Raw genomic sequence first — 17,970 nt, 5'->3', positions numbered from 1 at the left:
GCATGCGGGGGAACATGCGACGCCGCCGGGCCTCGATTTCGCCTGCCTGTGGACCGCTGCGGCGCCTCCCTCGCCGACCCCAGGTCCACGGCAGCCCGTGACTACTTCAACAGAAGAACGTCTTCGTACAACCGCGCTGGAAAATAATGGAGCACCTCATTGCCTAGCTGAACCACGGATCACCTCACTGAAGACTGTGCGTCGAACCGATGCCGGCGTGTGCGTTGCGGCACGCGCTCGCGCATTGCGCGGTGCGGCGCGCCATGGCGCTGCGGCATCTCATGCCGAGGCCGCCGCCGCGGCTTCGGCTTCGCGGATGAAGTAGCGCACCAGCGCCACCGCCACCGCCAGGAACAGGCCGAACACGAAGGCCAGCGCCAGGCCGAGCAGCTTCTTCGGCGAACTCGGCTTGCCCGGCACATCGGCGCGGTCGACGATCGAAATGTTGTTGGTGCCCACGTTGCCGACCACGCCGATCTCCTTGTAGCGCTGCAGCAGCGCGTCGTAGAGCTGGCGGTTGGTATCGGCCTCGCGGCGCAGCATGGTGTAGCGGATGCTGCGGGTCTGCAGGTCCAGTTCGTCGTTCTTCAGGGCCGCGATGCGGTCGCTGAGCAGCGTCTCCTGCTGCCGCGCCGCCTCGTAGTCGTTCTTCAGCGCGCTGCGGATATTGGCGATCTCGTTGGCGATCTGCCGCTTGGTCTCGGCGATCTGGTTCTGCAGGCGCTGCATTTCCGGGTAGCCGGGCTGGAACGTGGCCAGCTTCTGCTGGTAGTCGGCGGTCAGCTTGGCCTGTTCGGTGCGCAGGCTCTGGATCAGCGGACTGCTGACCACCTGCGGCAGGCCCATGCCGTCGCCGATGCCGGCCTGGCGCCAGGCCGCCTCGGCCTTGATCCGCGCGTCCTGCGCCGCGGCCAGGCGCACATTCAGTTCGCTCATGTTCTGCGTCGGCAGCGACGGCTTGTCCTCGCCCATCGACACGATCTGTTCCTGGCTGGAATAGTCGACCGCGTTCTTCTCCGACTCCTCGACCTTGTCGCGCAGCTGCGCCAGGCGTTCGGACAGGTAGCGCGCGGCGAACGAGGACGCCTGCAGGCGGCGTTCCTGGGTCGAGGCGATGAACATCTTGGCGTAGGTGTTGGCCACGCGCGTGGCCAGCACGCGGTCGGGCGAATCGAAGTTGATCCGCACCAGGCGCGAGTCGCGGACCGGCTCGATGGTCAAGGCATCCAGCACCGGGCCGACCAGCGCATTCTCGGCCGCCGCGGCACGTGCCTGCGGCGTCGGCGCACGCCCGTCGCCGTTGTCCTGCAGCTTCTCCAGGGCTTCGTCGACCAGCGGCTTGAACGCCGGGGCCTCGGTCAGCTTGGCCTCGCGGATCACCTGCCGCGCCAGCGAACGGCTGCCGAGCAGTTCGTACTGGGTCTGGTAGAAATCGCGATCCTGCGGCGATTCCACCGGCATCAGGTTGGCGACGTTGGCGACGTTGAGCGATTCGCGCTCGATCTGCAGCACGCTGGTGGCGCGGTACTTGGGCGTCATCAGCAGGATCACCAGCAGCGCCAGCAGCACCACGGCGCCGGTGATGCCGACGATCAGCCAACGCTGCCGGTACAGCGCATTCCAGTAATCCAGCAGGCCGATGTCGGCCGGGCTCAGCGGGGCACCCACGGGACGCGCATGCGGCGCGGAGGCGGGAGGCAAGGTGGAGGCGCTCATCGGTAGGCCCTCCAGACCATCACGAACGGGGTCAGTTGCACCACGGTACGCAGCAGCACTAGCGCATCGGAGCGGTACACCACCACGATGTCGCCGCCGTAGATCGCCGGGTCGGGCGCGGCGCCCTTCTGGATATCGCGCAGATCGAAACGCGCCAGCATCTTCTGTCCGCCGACGGTGCGGAACACCACCACGTTGCCGCGGCTGGCCACATCGCTGACGCCCTTGCCCAGCGCCAGCGCCTGCTGCAGGGTCAGCGCCGAGCCCTGGATGGGATAGATGCCCGGCTCGCTGACCGCGCCGGTGACCGTGACCCGGTTGCCGGTGAACTCGTCGACCAGCACCGACACCTGCGGGTTCTGCAGATAGCCGTTGCGGTAGCGATCGGCGATCTCCTTCTGCAGGGCGTTGACGCTGGAGCCGGCCGCCTTGACGTCGCCGATCAGCGGCAGCGAGATGCGGCCCTCATTGTCCACCCGCACCTGGCGCTCCAGGTCGTCGACCTGGAACACCTTGACCGTGAGCAGGTCGCCCGGGCCAAGCAGGTATTCCGGCTTGCCCATGGACGCGGCAAGCGGATCGCCTGGCGGCAGATCCGACCGCATTGCCGGCCCGCTGTTGCATGCCGACAGCAGCGCCAGGCAGAAAAGGGCCAGCGCCCAATGGAAGGTCACGGAGAGTTTACCCATGCGCGATGCTGATGCCCTCTGTCGATTGGTTTTCGAAGCGCCGCACTCGCCCAGCCGGCCAGGGTTCCGTCCCGGCCGGAGGATGATCACGGTGTCAATTCCTGCCCGGGACGAATGGCCCTGGCCAACAGCGAAGCTTCGTGTTGCAACGCACTATGGCACAGCCATCTGCCGTCACCAAGGCGTTACCCGACATTTTTTTGACGCAGTAACAGCAGGGTTCAACTACATGTCCAGTGATTCAGCCTAGCAAGCATCCGTGAACGTTCCATCGACGTGATGTTAACGTGATCAATGTCAATGCATTGACGCTGCGTCGCTCCCAGTTCTGGCGCGGCTTTGCGCTCCGGCAAGCCGATACCCGCGCGCCGGAATGGCGCACTGCCGCGGATTTTGTCTACGGCGACGCGCTCGGCCGCCGACCGGATGTTACAGATCGCCCTGTGTGGCGACGCCGGCACGAATCAGGCATTCGCGCCTAATCCGCCTGCCCGTTCACCGGCCGCGCGGCCGCCGGCCATCCAGCGCGGCCCAAAAACAAAAAGGCCCATGTCGCGGACATGGGCCTTCGAAAGATGGTCGGGGTAGCCGGATTCGAACCGACGACCACTAGTCCCCCAGACTAGTGCGCTACCAGGCTGCGCTATACCCCGGTGTGTTGCGTCTCCGCCGTCATGGCGGTCTCGCCTTGCAGCGAGCTGGCGATTATAGCGGGTTTGCGGCGGCCATTCCTAGCGGCAGCGACGCCGCCACTCAGCGCCGCAGCAACTGCAGGACTTCTTCCAGCTCCTGCCGCACCTGCTTGATGATCTGGTTGCTCAGCGCCGATTCCTGGCGGGCGCCCTCGCCTTCCAGGCGCAGTCGCGCGCCGCCGATCGTATAGCCCTGTTCGTACAGCAGGCTGCGGATCTGCCGCACCATCAGCACGTCGTGGCGTTGGTAGTAGCGTCGGTTGCCGCGGCGCTTGACCGGTTCCAGGCTGGGGAATTCGGTCTCCCAATAGCGCAGCACGTGCGGCTTGACGTCGCACAACTCGCTGACCTCACCGATGGTGAAGTAGCGCTTGGCCGGAATCGGCGGAAGTTCGCGGTTACTGCCCGGGTCCAGCATATGCCTCCACTCGCTCCTTGAGCTTCTGTCCGGGGCGGAAGGTCACCACCGTCCGCGCGGAAATGGGGATCTCTTCGCCGGTCTTGGGATTGCGGCCGGGCCGTTGGTTCTTGCGGCGCAGGTCGAAGTTGCCGAAACCTGACAGCTTCACCTGCCGCCCCTGCTCGAGCGCATCGCGCAGCACGTCGAAGAACGCATCGACGAACTCCTTGGCCTCGCGCTTGTTCAGCCCGACTTCGTCGAACAACCGCTCGGCCATTTCCGCTTTGGTCAACGCCATTGCCCTGCTATCCCCTGTCCTTCTCAACCACGCATCCGCGCGTCGTGTTCCCGCGCCAGCGCGGCCACCGCATCGGCGACCACCGCCTCCACGTCGCGGTCTGTCAGAGTGCGCGTGTTGTCCTGCAAAATCAAGCCCATAGCGAGACTCTTGCAACCAGCCTCGACCCCCGCGCCGACGTAGCGGTCGAACAGCACCACCTCGCGCAGCAAGGGCCCCACCGTCGCGCGCACGCTGCGCGCCAGCGCCGCCCAGCTCACTGCTTCCGGCACCACGAAGGCCAGGTCGCGGCGCACCGACGGGAACCGCGACAGTTCGGCGGCACGCGGCAGGGCGCGCGCGGCCAGCGGCGCCAGGTCCAGCTCGAAGGCCAGCACGTCGACGTCGATCTGCATCGCCTGCAGCAGCCGCGGGTGCAGCTGGCCGATCCAGCCGATTCGCACGTCGTCGCGGTAGACGTCGGCCGACCGGGTCGGATGCGCGAACGGATGCGTCGACGCACGGTAGTCCAGACGCGCGCCGGAAGCGGCCGCCAGGGCCTCCAGGTCGCCCTTGAGGTCGTGGAAATCGACCTTGCGCGCCGGCAGGCCCCACTGCAGGGCATCGGCATCACCGCACACCGCGGCCGCCACCCGCTGGGTCTCGATCGGCGCGGCGCCGGCGTCCGCCGCCGCGGCGAACACCTTGCCCAACTCGAACAGGCGCACGCGCCCGGCCTGGCGCGCGGCGTTGCGGCCCAGCGCGGCCACCAGTCCCGGCAACAGCGACGGACGCATCACCGCCAGTTCGGCGCTGAGCGGATTGGCCAGCGCCACGCGTCCGTCGTGCAAGCCCCACTGGTCCAGCAGCGCGACATCGACGAAGGCGTAGTTGATGGTTTCCAGCAGGTCGCGGGCCAGCAGCTGCCGGCGCACGCTGCGCTCGTCCAGCTGGGTCTCGCTGTCCATGGCGATGCGCGTGGTGCCGCCGGGCAAGGTGGTCGGCAGGCGGTCGTAGCCGTGGATGCGCGCCAGTTCCTCGATCAGGTCCTCTTCGATGGCGATATCGAAGCGGCGGCTCGGCGCGGTGACCTGCCAGCCATCGGCCGAGGCGACCACCTCCATGCCCAGCGCGCGCAGGATGCGCTCCACGCCGGCATCGGCGATCTCGATGCCGAGCACGCGCAGGATGCGGGCGCGGCGCAGCGCGATCGGCGCCGGCGTCGGCAGGAACGCCGGCAACTCGGCCTCGACCACCGGACCGGCACGTCCGCCGGCCAGTTCCAGCACCAGTCGCGTCGCCAGTTCCAGCGCGTGCCGCGGCAGCGCCGGGTCCACGCCGCGCTCGAAGCGGTGGCCGGCATCGGTGTGCAGGCCGAGCTTGCGCCCGCGGCCCATGATCGCCGCCGGCGCGAAATGCGCGGCCTCCAGGAATACGTGGCGGGTGGTTTCGGTGACGCGGGTGGCGTGGCCGCCCATCAGCCCGGCCAGCGCCACCGGCCGATCGGCGTCGGTGACCAGCAGGAAGCCCGGATCCAGCGCCGCCTCGCGGCCATCGAGCAGGGTCAGGGTCTCGCCGGCGCGTGCGTGGCGCACGCCGACCGGCCCCTGCAACGTCTCCAGGTCGAAGGCATGCATCGGCTGGCCCAGTTCCAGCATCACGTACTGGGTGATGTCCACCAGCAGCGACACCGGACGCACCCCGCTGCGGCGCAGGCGCTCGGCCATCCACAGCGGCGTCTTCGCCGCCGGATCCAGGTCCTCGACCACGCGGCCGCAGTAACGCGGCGCATCGGCGCCCGCCTCCAGCGTCACCGGCAGCGTGCGCTCGCTGCCCACCGCGGCCGGCGTCACTACCAGCGGCAGCACGTCGCTGCCGCAGGCCGCGGCCACGTCGTAGGCGATGCCGCGCACGCCGAAGCAATCGGCGCGGTTGGGGGTGAGCTTGATCTCGATGCTGGCATCGGGCAGGCCCAGGTATTCGGTCAGCGCCTGGCCGATCGGCGCATCGTCGGGCAGTTCGAACAGGCCGGACGCGTCGCTGTCCAGGCCCAGTTCCTTGGCCGAGCACAGCATGCCGTTGGACTCGACCCCACGCAGCTTGGCCGGCTTGATCGCGATGCCGCCGACCTGGGCACCGACCAGCGCCAGCGGCGCGACCAGTCCAGCGCGCGCGTTGGGCGCGCCGCAGACGATCTGCAGCAGCTCGCCCTGCCCGGCATCGACCCGGCACACCTGCAGCCGGTCGGCCTCGGGATGCGGCGCCGCCTCGAGGATCCGCGCCACCACCACCTGCTGCAGGCCGTCGCCGAGCGGCACGACGTCTTCGACCTCCAGGCCGATGGCAGTCAGGGTCGCGGTGAGCTGCTCACGCGAGGCCTGGGTCGGAACGTGGCTGCGCAGCCAGTTTTCGCTGAATTTCATTGGGGAGCCGGGATTGGGAATTCGGGATTGGGGATTCGTAAGAGCGGGTCAAGCGAGATCCGGGAGCAGCGTGGACCCGCTTTCGCGAATCGCCAATCCCGAATCCCCGCCCTCAAGCAAACTGCCGCAGGAACCGCACGTCGTTCTCGAAGAAGGCGCGCAGGTCGTTGACGCCGTAGCGCAGCATCGCGAAGCGCTCCACGCCCATGCCGAAGGCGAAGCCGGTGTAGCGCTCGGGGTCGATGCCGACGTTGCGCAGCACGTTCGGGTGGACCATGCCGCAGCCCAGCACTTCCAGCCAGCGGGTGCTGCCGTCGGGCTGCTGCCAGGCGATGTCGACCTCGGCACCGGGCTCGACGAACGGGAAGTAGCTGGGGCGGAAGCGCATCTGGAAATCGCGCTCGAAGAACGCGCGCACGAACTCGGCCAGGGTGCCCTTGAGGTCGGCGAAGGTCGCGTGCTCGTCGACCAGCAGGCCTTCGACCTGGTGGAACATCGGCGAATGGGTCTGGTCGCTGTCGCTGCGGTAGACCTTGCCGGCGGCGATCATGCGCAGCGGCGGCGCATGCTCCCCCATGTAGCGCACCTGTACGCCCGAGGTGTGGGTGCGCAGCAGGCGGCCGTCGCCGAAATAGAAGGTGTCGTGCATCGCCCGCGCCGGGTGATGCGGCGGGAAATTCAACGCCTCGAAGTTGTGCCAGTCGTCCTCGATCTCGGGGCCGTCGGACAGTTCGTAGCCCAGCCGCGCGAAGATCTCGGTGATGCGTTCCAGGGTGCGGGTGACCGGGTGCAGCCCACCACGTTCGCCGCGCCGCCCCGGCAGGGTCACGTCGATGCGCTCCTCGGCCAGGCGTGCGTCCAGCGCCGCAGTCTCCAGCAGCGTACGGCGCTCGGCCAGCGCGGCGGACACCGTGTCGCGCGCGCGGTTGATCGCCTCGCCGGCCAGCTTGCGCTGCTCCGGCGCCAGCGCGCCGAGCTGCTTGAGCTGGGCGGTGATGCTGCCGCTCTTGCCGAGCAGCGCGACCCGCAGTTGCTCCAGCGCCTCCGGGCTCTGCGCCGCGGCGATGTCCGCCAGCGCCTGCCCGCTCAGGGAATCGATCTCACTCATTGCACTCGCGCCTCACTGCTCCGGCCGAACCGCGGCCACCGTGTCCCGCCGATGCGGGACCTCACACCTACCCGGCAGGCATCCCGCATCGGGACGCCCAAAAACGCAAAAGGGGAAGGACTTGCGCCCTTCCCCCTGCATGCCTGCGATTGCTCCCACCGAAACCCCGCACATGGACGTGCGGGTTTCTGCGGGGACTCGCACTTATGCCGCCAGCGCGCCCTTCGCCTTCTCCGCCAGGGCGGCAAAGCCCTGCGCGTCGTGCACGGCGATGTCCGCCAGCACCTTGCGGTCGAGGGTGATGCCGGCCTTGAGCAGGCCGTTCATGAAGCGGCTGTAGCTCATGCCGTTGATGCGGGCCGCCGCGTTGATGCGGGTGATCCACAGCGAACGGAAATTGCGCTTCTTCTGCTTGCGGCCGATGTAGGCGTACTGCTGCGCCTTGATCACCGCCTGCTTGGCGACGCGGAAGACCTTGCGACGGGCGTTGTAGTAACCCTTGGCGAGGTTCAGAACTTTCTTGTGACGACGGCGCGCCTGGACGCCACGCTTGACTCGAGCCATGGTTCAGTCCTCAGAGGTAGGGAAGCATACGGTCCAGACGGCCTGCGTCCTCGGCACGGACGTGGTTCGTCTGCCGCAGGTTGCGCTTCCGCTTGGTCGCTTTCTTGGTGAGGATGTGGCTACGGTTGGCGTGGCCGGCCTTGTACTTGCCGGAGGCGGTCTTGCGGAAACGCTTGGCCGCCGCCCGGTTGGTCTTGATCTTGGGCATTGCAATGTCCTTGATGGTGTTTTGTCACTGGTCAGGGCGGTGGCTGCGCCACACTTTCCGTCCGTGCCCTTACCGGCTTGTAAGCCCTTGATCCGATGAGGATCCGGGCGGGTCCTGTTGCCGCGGGAGCGGCAAACCCGATGAACTGGGCCGCGCATTATGCCAGGGCTTGGAATGCCTTGCAAATCATGCAGTTCGACTGGCGATTGCGCGCCGGGAGTCGGCAAGGCTGCGCAACGCGTGGCCACGCCGCGACGGCGCAGCAGCGCTGCGCTCGGAGGTCAGAAGGGACTGGGGCACAGGTGCCGGGAAACCGCGCCCCCACCAGCGGCGGGGCGCGATCCTGGGCTGCGCTCCGCGGATCAGCGCTTCTTCGGCGCGATCATCATCACCATCTGCCGGCCTTCCAGGCGCGGGCGCGATTCAATGACGATGTCCTCGCCCAGATCGGCCTCGATCCGCGCGGCCATTTCGCGACCGAGCTCCTGATGGCTCATCTCGCGACCGCGGAAACGGATGTTGACCTTGACCTTGTCGCCCTCTTCGAGGAAGCGACGCATGTTGCGCAGCTTGATCTGGTAATCGCCCTCGTCCGTGACCGGACGGAACTTGATTTCCTTGATCTCGACTTGCTTGGTCTTCTTCTTGGCTTCGTTGGCCTTCTTCTGCTGCTCGAACTTGAACTTGCCGAAGTCCATGATCTTGCAGACCGGCGGGTCGGCCTGCGGCTGGATCTCGACCAGATCCAGACCGTCTTCCTCGGCCATCGCCAGCGCTTCGTCGCGGCTCAACACGCCGACCATCTCGCCGTCTGCGCCGATCACGCGCACGCGCGGCACGCGGATCTCTTGGTTCTTGCGGTTCTGTTTGTTGTCAGGGGTACTGATGTTGCAATCTCCCAGGGGAATCGGACTGGCGCGGACGGAGGCTCCGTCCGCGCCAGGGTGGTGTCACGCCAACTGCTCGGCGCGCAGCCGTTCGGCGAAGGCGGCGACCGACATGGTGCCCAGATCCTCCCCCGATCGCGTGCGGACCGCAATCGCGCCGTTTTCCGTCTCGCGGTCGCCCGCCACCAACAGGTACGGCACCCGCTGCAGCGTGTGTTCGCGAATCTTATAGCCGATTTTTTCGTTCCGCAAATCGGCCTCGATGCGGAAGCCTTGATTTGCAAGGAGTTTCCGCACGTTGTCTACATAGTCTGCCTGAGCATCGGTGATGTTCATGACCACGGCCTGCACCGGCGCCAGCCAGGCCGGGAACATGCCGGCATGGTGCTCGATCAGGATGCCGATGAAGCGCTCCATCGAGCCGACGATGGCCCGGTGCAGCATCACCGGATGCTTCTTCTGGCTGTGCTCGTCCACGTACTCGGCGCCGAGGCGGCCGGGCATCATGAAGTCCACCTGCATGGTGCCGAGCTGCCAGGTGCGGCCGATCGCGTCCTTCAGGTGGTACTCGATCTTCGGGCCGTAGAAGGCGCCCTCGCCCGGCAGTTCCTGCCACTCCACCCCGCAGGCGCCGAGCGCGGCGCGCAGCGCGGCCTCGGCCTTGTCCCAGGTGGCGTCGTCGCCGAGGCGCTTTTCCGGGCGCAAGGCGATCTTGATCTGGATGTCGTCGAAGCCGAAGTCGCCGTACACCTTCAGCGCCTGCTGGTGGAAGGCGGTGACCTCGGCCTCGATCTGCTGCTCGGTGCAGAAGATGTGGCCGTCGTCCTGGGTGAAGCCGCGCACGCGCAGGATGCCGTGCAGCGCGCCGGACGGCTCGTTGCGGTGGCAGGCGCCGAACTCGCCGTAGCGGATCGGCAGGTCGCGGTAGCTGTGCAGGCCCTGGTTGAACACCTGCACGTGGCCCGGGCAGTTCATCGGCCTGACCGCGTAGGTGCGCTTCTCCGACTCGGTGAAGAACATGTTGTCCTGGTAGTTGTCCCAGTGGCCGGACTTCTGCCACAGCGACACGTCCAGGATCTGCGGGCAGCGCACCTCGCCGTAGCCGCTGTCGCGGTAGACCTTGCGCATGTACTGCTCGACCACCTGCCAGATCGACCAGCCCTTGGGGTGCCAGAACACCAGGCCCGGGCCCTCTTCCTGCAGGTGGAACAGGTCCTGCTGCTTGCCGATCTTGCGGTGGTCGCGCTTGTCGGCCTCCTCCATGCGCAGGATGTAGGCCTCGAGCTGCTTCTTGTCGGCCCAGGCGGTGCCGTAGATGCGCTGCAGCTGCTCGTTCTTGGCGTCGCCGCGCCAGTAGGCGCCGGAGATGCGGGTCAGCTTGAAGGCCTTGAGGAAGCGCGTGTTGGGCACGTGCGGACCGCGGCACATGTCCACGTATTCCTGGTGGTAGTACAGGCCCATCGCGGTGACGTCGTCGGGCATGTCCTCGATCAGGCGCAGCTTGTAGTCCTCGCCGCGCTGCTTGAACAGTTCGATCACCTCGGCGCGCGGGGTGACCTTCTTGATCACGTCGTAGTCCTGCGCGATCAGTTCCTGCATGCGCTTCTCGATCGCCGCCAGGTCCTCGGGGGTGAACGGGCGCTCGCTGTAGATGTCGTAGTAGAAGCCCTCGGCGATGACCGGGCCGATCACCATCTTGACCTCGGGATACAGCTGCTTGACCGCGTGGCCGACCAGGTGCGCGCAGGAGTGGCGGATGATCTCCACGCCCTCGGCGTCCTTGGCGGTGATCAGGCGCAGGCTGGCGTCGTGGTCGATGACGTCGCAGGCGTCGACCAGGCGGCCGTCGACCTGGCCGGCGATGGTGGCCTTGGCCAGGCCGGGACCGATGGACTGGGCCACGTCCATGGGGCTGACGGGATGTTCGAATTCGCGGCGGCTGCCGTCGGGGAGCGTGATCGTGATCATGGGAGTCGGCGGAAAGGGAAACGGGAGGACGGCGTCCACGCCACCGTGGTGGCAGTCGCGACTGAGCGCGGGACAGAAAGAAGGCGCCACAAGGGCGCCTGCTCGGACAGCCTTGGGCGGGAACTCACGCGAGGGCGGTGGTAGTGCTCATGTCGCACGCTCGGCCGGCGTCGCCGCGGGCCACCATGTCCGGCTTAGATAGTGGGCAGATAGTAAACCAAAAGCGACCGATTGGTCACGGGCAAGGCTGGCGCGCAGCCTGTGACGGGCCGTTCCCGGACACCGCCGGCGTCGTTGGCGCGCCTGCAATCTCGCTGCGCCGCAGCAAGAGCTGCAGCGGCCGCCGTGGCATGCTGGGCGTTCGCTTTCTCCGCATCGGACGCGCCGTCATCAAAGGCAAGGCCACATCGCTGGACATCGCCTACCTGGCAGGCGTGTCGCAACCCACCGTCTCGCGCGCCCTGCGCGGCAGCCCGGCCGTCAACGAGCAGACCCGGCGCAAGATCCTGGCGATCGCGCGCGAGCTGAACTACAAGGTCGACAAGCACGCCTCCAGCCTGCGCCTGCGCAATGCCGGCACCCTGGCGCTGCTGTTCTTCGAAGACCCGACCACCGACGACTCGCTGATCAACCCGTTCTTCCACTCGATGCTGGGGTCGATCACCCGCGCCTGCGCCCGTCACGGCTACGACCTGCTGGTGTCGTTCCAGCAACTGTCGGACAACTGGCGCGCCGACTACGGCGACAGCCAGAAGGCCGACGGGCTGATCCTGCTCGGCTACGGCGACTACCTGCAGGCGCAGCAGCGGCTGCAGCACCTGGTCGACCAGGGCACCCATTTCGTGCGCTGGGGCGCGGTGCTGCCCGGGCAGCCGGGAGTGTCGATCGGCAGCGACAACTTCCAGGGCGGCCACGACATCACCGCGCATCTGCTGGCGCAGGGCCGCCGCCGCATCGCCTTTCTCGGCGACGCCTCCAACCATTACCCCGAATTCCTGGAACGCTACCGCGGCCATCTGCAGGCGCTGCGCGCGGCCGGCGCCGACGCCACGCCGGCACTCCAGGTCGATGCGATCACCACCGAGCAGTCCGGCTACGAGGCGGCCCTGGCCCTGCTCGGCCGCGGCGAGCGCTTCGATGCGCTGTTCGCCGCCAGCGACCTGATCGCGATCGGCGCGTTGAAGGCCTTGCGCGAGCACGGCCTGCGCGTGCCCGAGGACGTGGCCCTGGCCGGCTTCGACGATATCCCGGTGGCCGCCAGCGTCGATCCGGCGCTGTCGACGGTGCAGCAGGACACCAAGCTGGCCGGTGCGGTGTTGGTCGACACGCTGCTGGCGCAGATCGCCGGGCAGCCGGTGAGCAGCCGCACCCTGCCGGTCACGCTGGCGCTGCGCGGCTCCTCGCTGCGCAGCTGACGGGCCGATCCGGGTCGCGGCAACGCATCCGCCCGGGATCGGCCCAGGACACCGGCGACCTGACGCAGCCGCGCTCACCGCACCTCGCGCCCCCCCACAGGCCCGCGCGGCGACACAGCGCCTTCCGCTGCGCTCAGGGCGTCGGCGCGACGCCGTCCTTGGCCGCCATCAACCAGCGCAGCCGCGCGCGCAGGTCCGGGCGCACGATCGGCGCATCGGACAGGAACACGCGCACGCCGTGTGCCGGCACCTCGGCGCGCAACGCATCGGTCACCTCGGTGGCGCTGCCGTCGCAGCCGTCGTGCCAGGTGCCGGGCTGCAGGTAGCGGCGCACCTCCAGCGTGCGTGGCGTGTCGCTCTTGTTCAGCAGCACCAGCGCGGTCTGGGTGCTGCCCGCGTGCTGGAACACCCGGTAGAACACCGCTTGGTCACCGGACAACTGCAGGTTGAGCTGCAGGCCGCGCTGCAGCGCCGGGCTGCGCTGGCGCAGCGTGGCGATGCGCCGCAGCGGCGCAAAGATCGGACTGGACGGGGCGGCATCCACCCGCTCCTGGCCGAAGTAGTTGCGGTTGCCGGCATGCTCGGCGCGGCCGCGCATGAAGCCGGTCTCCGAGCCGTAGTAGATCACCGGGATGCCGCGCGCGGTGAACAGCCAGTTGTGCGCGTCGATGAAACCGGCGTCGCTGGCGTCCAGCCGCGCCATGTCGTGGTTGTCGTAGAAGGTCATCAGTTCGTACGGATTGGCGTACGGGCCGCGCTCCAGGTACAGCGCCGGCTGCAGCGTCTCGTAGCCGCGCTGGGCGTGGCCGAACGTTGCCGCCAGCGCCTGCTTGAGCGGGAAATCCAGCACGCTGACGCCGGCGTTGCCGGCCCAGGTGTGGCCGGCGATCTTGTGCGCGTTGTAGTCAAAGTCCTCGCCGAACATGAACATGCCCGGGCGCTGCGCGCGGATGCGGCGCACGAACTCGTGCCAGAAACTGTCCGGCATCCAGCCGATGGTGTCGATGCGGAACGCGTCGGCGCCCTGCCCCAGCCATTGCGAGTAGGCACCGACCAGATACTCCATCACCGCCGGGTTGCGCTCGTTGAAATCGGATAACTGCGCCAGGTTGCCGCCGGTGTTGTAGAACGCGTGCAGCGGGTTGTGCGCCGGGTCGAGCCTGGACGGCGGCAGGTTCTGGTGATCGGCGATGAGCTTGCCGTTGCGGTCGAACACCTGACCGAACATCGGCTGGCGCTTGGGCATGGTCCAGGCCGGCGAGCCGTGGTTGCCGACGATGTCCAGCACCACCTTCAGCTGCTGCGCGTGCATCGCCTGAGTGAAGCCGGCGAAATCCAGGCCCGGGCTCGGCAGATGCTCGTCGAGCTTGTAGAAGTTGACGCCCCAGTAGCCGTGGTAGCCGGTCTTGCCGCGGTCGCTCAGCGAGCTGCCCCAGGTGATCGGCTTGCCGCCGGTGAAGGCCTCGTCCGGGTTGTCGACGATCGGGGTGATCCACACCGCGCCGAACCCCAGGTCGCGGATGTAGCCGGCGTTGTCGACCACGCCCTTGAAGTCGCCGCCGAGGTAGCCGATGTTGTCGCTCTCGCCGGGCGGCGCCGGGATCGGGATGTCGAAGGTGCGATGCGCGCCGCCCTGGTCGCGATGATCGTTGCCCGGGTCGCCGTTGACGAAGCGATCTGTGACCACGAAGTACACCGCCTCGCTGGCGAACGGTTCCAGCGTGCCGTAGAACTCCTCCTGCGCCGGCGCCTGGGCCTGGGCCTGCACCGACGCAGCGCAAGCACCCAGCAGGGCCAGCGCCAACAGCGACATCCGATCAATCATGCATTCGCTCCCGAATCCGACGGCACCCACAGCACGCACAGCGCCGCCACCAGCAGGCTGCCGCCGCCGATCGCCAGCGCGTACAGCGGCCGGCCGCCAAGCCAGTGCGTGAGCACGAAGCCCAGCACGCTGACCGCGACCAACTGCGGGATCACGATGAAGAAATTGAAGATGCCCATGTACACGCCCATCTTCGCCGCCGGCACGCTGTCCGATAGCAAGGCGTAGGGCAGCGACAGGATCGAGGCCCAGGCGAAGCCCACGCCGACCATGGACAACAGCAGCCACTGCGGATCGCGGATCCACAGGAACGACAGCAGGCCGGCCGCCCCCAGGCACAGGTTGAGCAGATGGCTCATGCGCAGCCCGCAGGCGCGCACCAGCAGCGGAATGGCGATCGCGGCCAGTGCGGCGAAGCCGTTGTAGGCGGCGAACAGCACGCCGACCCAATTTGCCCCGTCGTTGTACGCGGCCGAGGTCGCGTCGTGGGTGCCGTAGTGGGTCTGGGTGACCGCGGCGGTGGTGTAGATCCACATCGCGAACAGGGCGAACCAGGAGAAGAACTGCACCCAGGCCAGGCGCCGCATCGCCTGCGGCATGGTCTGCAGATCGCAGACGATGGACGCCAGCATGTGCCCACGGCGCAGGCGCGGTGCCATGCCCTGCAGCACGCCGTAGCCGAGACACAGCCCGGCCAGCACGTACAGCATGCGATCGCCGTCGCTGAAGGCGATGGCCGCCGCCCCGGCGATGCCCACCGCGCACCACAGCGCCGCGGCGCCATCGGCACGGCACGGCTGCGTCGCGGTGGCCGCCGCGGCGGCGTCGTCGAAGCCGTGCAGGTCCTCGGGCGGATACTCGCGGGTGCGCAGCACGGTCCAGCCGATGGACAGGAACAACACCGCGCCGCCGAGATAGAACGCGTAGCGCACCGTCGCCGGCACCTCGCCGGGGGCGGCGGTGTTGCTCACGCCCCAATGCGCCAGCAGCCACGGCAGCATGCTCGCCACCACCGCGCCGACGCCGATGAAAAAGCTCTGCATCGCATAGCCGCTGGCGCGCTGGCGCGGCGGCAGCTGGTCGCCGACGAACGCGCGGAACGGCTCCATCGAGATGTTGATCGAGGCGTCCAGCACCCACAGCGTCCCGGCCGCCACCCACAGCGCCGGCGAGTTCGGCATCACCAGCAAGGCGAGCGTGGTGAACAGCGCGCCGACCATGAAGTACGGCCGACGCCGGCCGAAGCGGTTCCAGGTGCGGTCGGACAGGTAGCCGACGATGGGCTGAACGATCAGGCCGGTCAGCGGTGCGGCGATCCACAGCCCCGGCACCTGATCCATGTCGGCGCCCAGGGTCTGAAAGATGCGGCTGGCGTTGGCGTTCTGCAGCGCGAAGCCGAACTGGATGCCCAGGAAGCCGAAGCACATGTTCCAGATCTGCCAGAACGACAGCGCCGGCTTGGCGCGGGCCACGTCCCTCATGGGCGACCTCCGGCAGCGCCGATCGGCGCGATCAACAATGCGGCGACGTCGGCGGCATTGACCACGCCATCGGCGCCGCCCTGCCCTCCGGTGTAGCGCGCGAAATGCTGCAGCGCACTCATGTTCGCCGCCGGCACCAGCCGTGCGTGGCAGCGCTGCCCGGCCTGCAGCGTGAACACGGCGGCGGTGGAGGTCTGCTCGCCCACGCTGTGCGGCATCACCAGCGGCTGCGTCTGCGGTGGCGCCGCGCCGCACTGCACCTGCAGGCGCTTGACCGCCGCGGTGACACCGGTGTTGATCGGGCCATGCGCATTGACGTAGCGCAGGCTCAACCGGTACGCGCCATCGCGCGGCGCCGTCCACGTCCAGGCGTCGGCACCTTCCACGCGCGCGACGTCGCCGACGCAGACGGTGGGACTGTGCAGCGACTCCCAGCGCGTCCCGCGCCGGGTCAGGCTCAGGCATTGCACGTGCGCGACCAGCGGCAGCAACGCGCCGTCGGCGCTGCCCGCGCGCGGCTGCCCATCGACATACAGCACCGTGTCTGCGGCCGCCTGCACGCGCCAGCCCTGCGCCTCGCGCCGCAGCTGCGGCGCCGGCGGCGCCAGCGGCGCGAAGGCATCGGCGGCCGTCAGCATGTGCAGGGGTGCGCTGCCGCTGTGGCGCGGCACCAGGTTGACGGTGGTCACGCCGTCCTGACGCCGGGTCTTGCCGGCAATCAGCAGATCGCCCTGCAGCTGCGCCGGCCGCCGCAACACGATGCGCCGGTCCTGCAACTGCAGCGCGATTTCCTGGCGCTCGCCGAACAGCAGCGGCACCAGGCTGGTGGGCAGCTTGGGCAGCACGCGGCCGTCGTCCTCCACGCCGAACACACCCTCGATCACCATCGCCAGGTAGCCGGCCACCGACCAGAGTTGCCGGGGCGAATTGACCACCGGGCCGCTGCGCGGACCGTCGTCGACATGCGCGGCCTGGCTCAGGAACTCGTAGTTCTCCATGTTCGAGCCGGCCAGCGCGGCACCGCGCAGCAGCGAGCGCACTTCCAGGTCGATGCGCGCACTGTCGTCGGCGTGCCGCGCCGCGCGTAGCGCATAGGCGCTGACGAACGGCCAGATCGCCCGGTTGTGGTAGATCGGCACCTCGCGCTGCTGCGGCCACACCACCGGGCTGCCCGCCTCCACCGCGGGATAGCGCGCCAGCGCCTGGCGCGCGCGCTCGGGCGGCAGCACGTCGGCCAGCACCGCCAGCGACAGGCCCAGCAGATCGTAGCGTTCGTAGCGCACCGGGTGCTCGGCCGTGCCGATGTAGCTGACGTAGGTGCCGCGGTCCTCGCGCCAGAAGCGCTGCGCGATCGCCTGGCGCAGCGCATCGGCCCAACCGGCGTAACGCGTGGCCGCCTGCGTGTCGCCCTGCTCCCGGGCCAGGCGCTCGCCCAGGCGCAGCGCCTGGTAGTGCAGCACGTTGGTCGACAGCGCGAAGGAGCTGGCGATGAAGCCGACGTCCTCGCGGGTCCAGGCCGGATAGGTCTGCTCGCGCCAGTCCAGGAACGAGGTTTCGCCACGGTACAGCCCGATGCGCGGGTCGAATGCGAACGCGCGGTCCTGCGCCAGCGTGGCGGCAAGCGCGGCGCGGGTGTCGGCGGCGAAGCCCGGTTCGTCCAGCAGGTGCCGCGCGGCCAGGAACCACACCACGCGATCGCTGCTCACCGGCCAACTGCCGCCGGAGCCGGTGTCCTGCGCCACGAACAGCCCCGGCAGCGCATCGGCGCCACGCATCGGCGACAGCTTGAAGCGCAGCGAGCGCCGCGTGCGCTCCGGATCCAGCCGCGCCAGGGCCAGGTCCGCGGCATAGCTGACGTCGCGGGTCCACACGTAGGGCCAGCGCTCGCCGGTCTGGTAGCAATCGCACGACAACGGCTTGCCGTGATCGAACGCCGGGTCGCGGATTGCCTGCACCTGATCGTCGCGCAACTCCTGCTGCGCCAGCGCGAACAGCGCGTCGAACAGCGGACTGTCGGTCTCGCTGCGCAGTGGCTGTGCCGGCACCGTGCGCGTGCTCTGCGCCGCGTGCAGCACGAACCCGCCGTCGGCCCTGGCCTCGGCCTGCGCGGTCTGGCCACGCCATTGCAATGACGTCTGTCCAGCAGACGCCGACGCCGCAGCACCCAAGGTGGCGGCCAAGCAGATCATCTTCAGCATCGAAGCGGCAGACCGGCTCGCACCGATCGACCTCCCTCCCTCTTTGCCTGCATGGTGGAAGCGCAGGCCGGCATGCCGGCGCTACGGTCGCCGCCTCCGCATCGCGGGGCGCTGCGGAC

14 protein-coding genes and 1 tRNA gene are annotated in these 17,970 nt (G+C 68.5%); 1 reads left to right on the top strand and 14 read right to left on the bottom strand.

All coding sequences use genetic code 11. The features are described 5' to 3' along the window. Positions 1 to 279: 279 nt before the first annotated feature. From FHR56_RS03385 to thrS, 11 genes are all read right to left on the bottom strand, one after another. Positions 280 to 1,716, bottom strand: a complete 1,437-nt coding sequence (locus tag FHR56_RS03385) for a GumC family protein (protein WP_160945939.1) — start codon at positions 1,714 to 1,716, stop codon at positions 280 to 282. Further along, complete coding sequence (locus FHR56_RS03380; protein ID WP_160945938.1) at positions 1,713 to 2,405, bottom strand: polysaccharide biosynthesis/export family protein; 693 nt, start codon at positions 2,403 to 2,405, stop codon at positions 1,713 to 1,715. Before FHR56_RS03380 ends, FHR56_RS03385 begins: the two co-directional genes overlap by 4 nt. A gap of 576 nt (positions 2,406 to 2,981) precedes the next feature. Then, positions 2,982 to 3,058 (bottom strand) — tRNA-Pro (locus tag FHR56_RS03375). A gap of 100 nt (positions 3,059 to 3,158) precedes the next feature. After that, entirely contained in the window at positions 3,159 to 3,515 is a 357-nt protein-coding gene (locus tag FHR56_RS03370) for a MerR family transcriptional regulator (RefSeq protein WP_009597860.1), read from the bottom strand. Continuing rightward, entirely contained in the window at positions 3,496 to 3,795 is a 300-nt protein-coding gene (locus FHR56_RS03365; protein WP_003466661.1) for an integration host factor subunit alpha, read from the bottom strand. The genes FHR56_RS03370 and FHR56_RS03365 overlap by 20 nt, the downstream gene beginning before the upstream one ends. A 23-nt stretch (positions 3,796 to 3,818) precedes the next feature. Then, the gene (gene pheT, locus FHR56_RS03360) at positions 3,819 to 6,197 is read right to left on the bottom strand and encodes a phenylalanine--tRNA ligase subunit beta (RefSeq protein ID WP_160945937.1); all 2,379 of its coding nucleotides are present in this window, start codon (positions 6,195 to 6,197) and stop codon (positions 3,819 to 3,821) included. A gap of 112 nt (positions 6,198 to 6,309) precedes the next feature. Next, positions 6,310 to 7,305: a phenylalanine--tRNA ligase subunit alpha gene (gene pheS / locus FHR56_RS03355; RefSeq protein WP_048489929.1), complete on the bottom strand. Its 996-nt coding sequence runs from the start codon at positions 7,303 to 7,305 to the stop codon at positions 6,310 to 6,312. 204 nt (positions 7,306 to 7,509) lie between these two features. Continuing rightward, positions 7,510 to 7,869 (bottom strand): 50S ribosomal protein L20, encoded by a 360-nt coding sequence (rplT, locus tag FHR56_RS03350; protein ID WP_010342859.1) that lies wholly within the window; start codon positions 7,867 to 7,869, stop codon positions 7,510 to 7,512. Between the two features lie 10 nt (positions 7,870 to 7,879). Beyond that, positions 7,880 to 8,077 carry a 50S ribosomal protein L35 gene (gene rpmI, locus FHR56_RS03345; RefSeq protein ID WP_010342861.1) on the bottom strand — a complete coding sequence of 66 codons (198 nt, stop codon included), beginning with the start codon at positions 8,075 to 8,077 and terminating at the stop codon, positions 7,880 to 7,882. A 362-nt stretch (positions 8,078 to 8,439) separates the two neighbouring features. Beyond that, complete coding sequence (gene infC, locus FHR56_RS03340) at positions 8,440 to 8,964, bottom strand: translation initiation factor IF-3 (protein WP_230596011.1); 525 nt, start codon at positions 8,962 to 8,964, stop codon at positions 8,440 to 8,442. A 63-nt stretch (positions 8,965 to 9,027) separates the two neighbouring features. Then, on the bottom strand, positions 9,028 to 10,932 hold the full coding sequence (gene thrS, locus FHR56_RS03335; protein ID WP_160945936.1) for a threonine--tRNA ligase: 1,905 nt from the start codon (positions 10,930 to 10,932) through the stop codon (positions 9,028 to 9,030). 350 nt (positions 10,933 to 11,282) lie between these two features. Between thrS and FHR56_RS03330 the strand changes: the two genes are divergently transcribed. Beyond that, on the top strand, positions 11,283 to 12,347 hold the full coding sequence (locus FHR56_RS03330) for a LacI family DNA-binding transcriptional regulator (RefSeq protein WP_160945935.1): 1,065 nt from the start codon (positions 11,283 to 11,285) through the stop codon (positions 12,345 to 12,347). A 133-nt stretch (positions 12,348 to 12,480) separates the two neighbouring features. Here FHR56_RS03330 and FHR56_RS03325 read toward each other — a convergent pair whose 3' ends face one another. Genes FHR56_RS03325 through FHR56_RS03315 form a run of 3 tightly spaced genes read right to left on the bottom strand, consistent with a single transcriptional unit; the run spans position 12,481 to position 17,851 of the window. Beyond that, a complete protein-coding gene (locus tag FHR56_RS03325) occupies positions 12,481 to 14,172 on the bottom strand; it encodes an alpha-amylase family glycosyl hydrolase (protein ID WP_160945934.1) in 1,692 nt (563 codons plus the stop codon). Further along, a complete protein-coding gene (locus tag FHR56_RS03320) occupies positions 14,169 to 15,653 on the bottom strand; it encodes an MFS transporter (RefSeq protein ID WP_160945933.1) in 1,485 nt (494 codons plus the stop codon). The genes FHR56_RS03325 and FHR56_RS03320 overlap by 4 nt, the downstream gene beginning before the upstream one ends. After that, the gene (locus FHR56_RS03315) at positions 15,650 to 17,851 is read right to left on the bottom strand and encodes a Six-hairpin glycosidase-like protein (RefSeq protein WP_237473053.1); all 2,202 of its coding nucleotides are present in this window, start codon (positions 17,849 to 17,851) and stop codon (positions 15,650 to 15,652) included. Before FHR56_RS03315 ends, FHR56_RS03320 begins: the two co-directional genes overlap by 4 nt. Positions 17,852 to 17,970: the final 119 nt, after the last annotated feature.

Source organism: Xanthomonas sp. F10 (assembly GCF_014206815.1).
In the GTDB taxonomy this organism is placed as follows: domain Bacteria; phylum Pseudomonadota; class Gammaproteobacteria; order Xanthomonadales; family Xanthomonadaceae; genus Xanthomonas_A; species Xanthomonas_A indica.
Note: the sequence above shows the minus strand (reverse complement) of the source record. Positions and strands in the feature narration are given on the sequence as shown.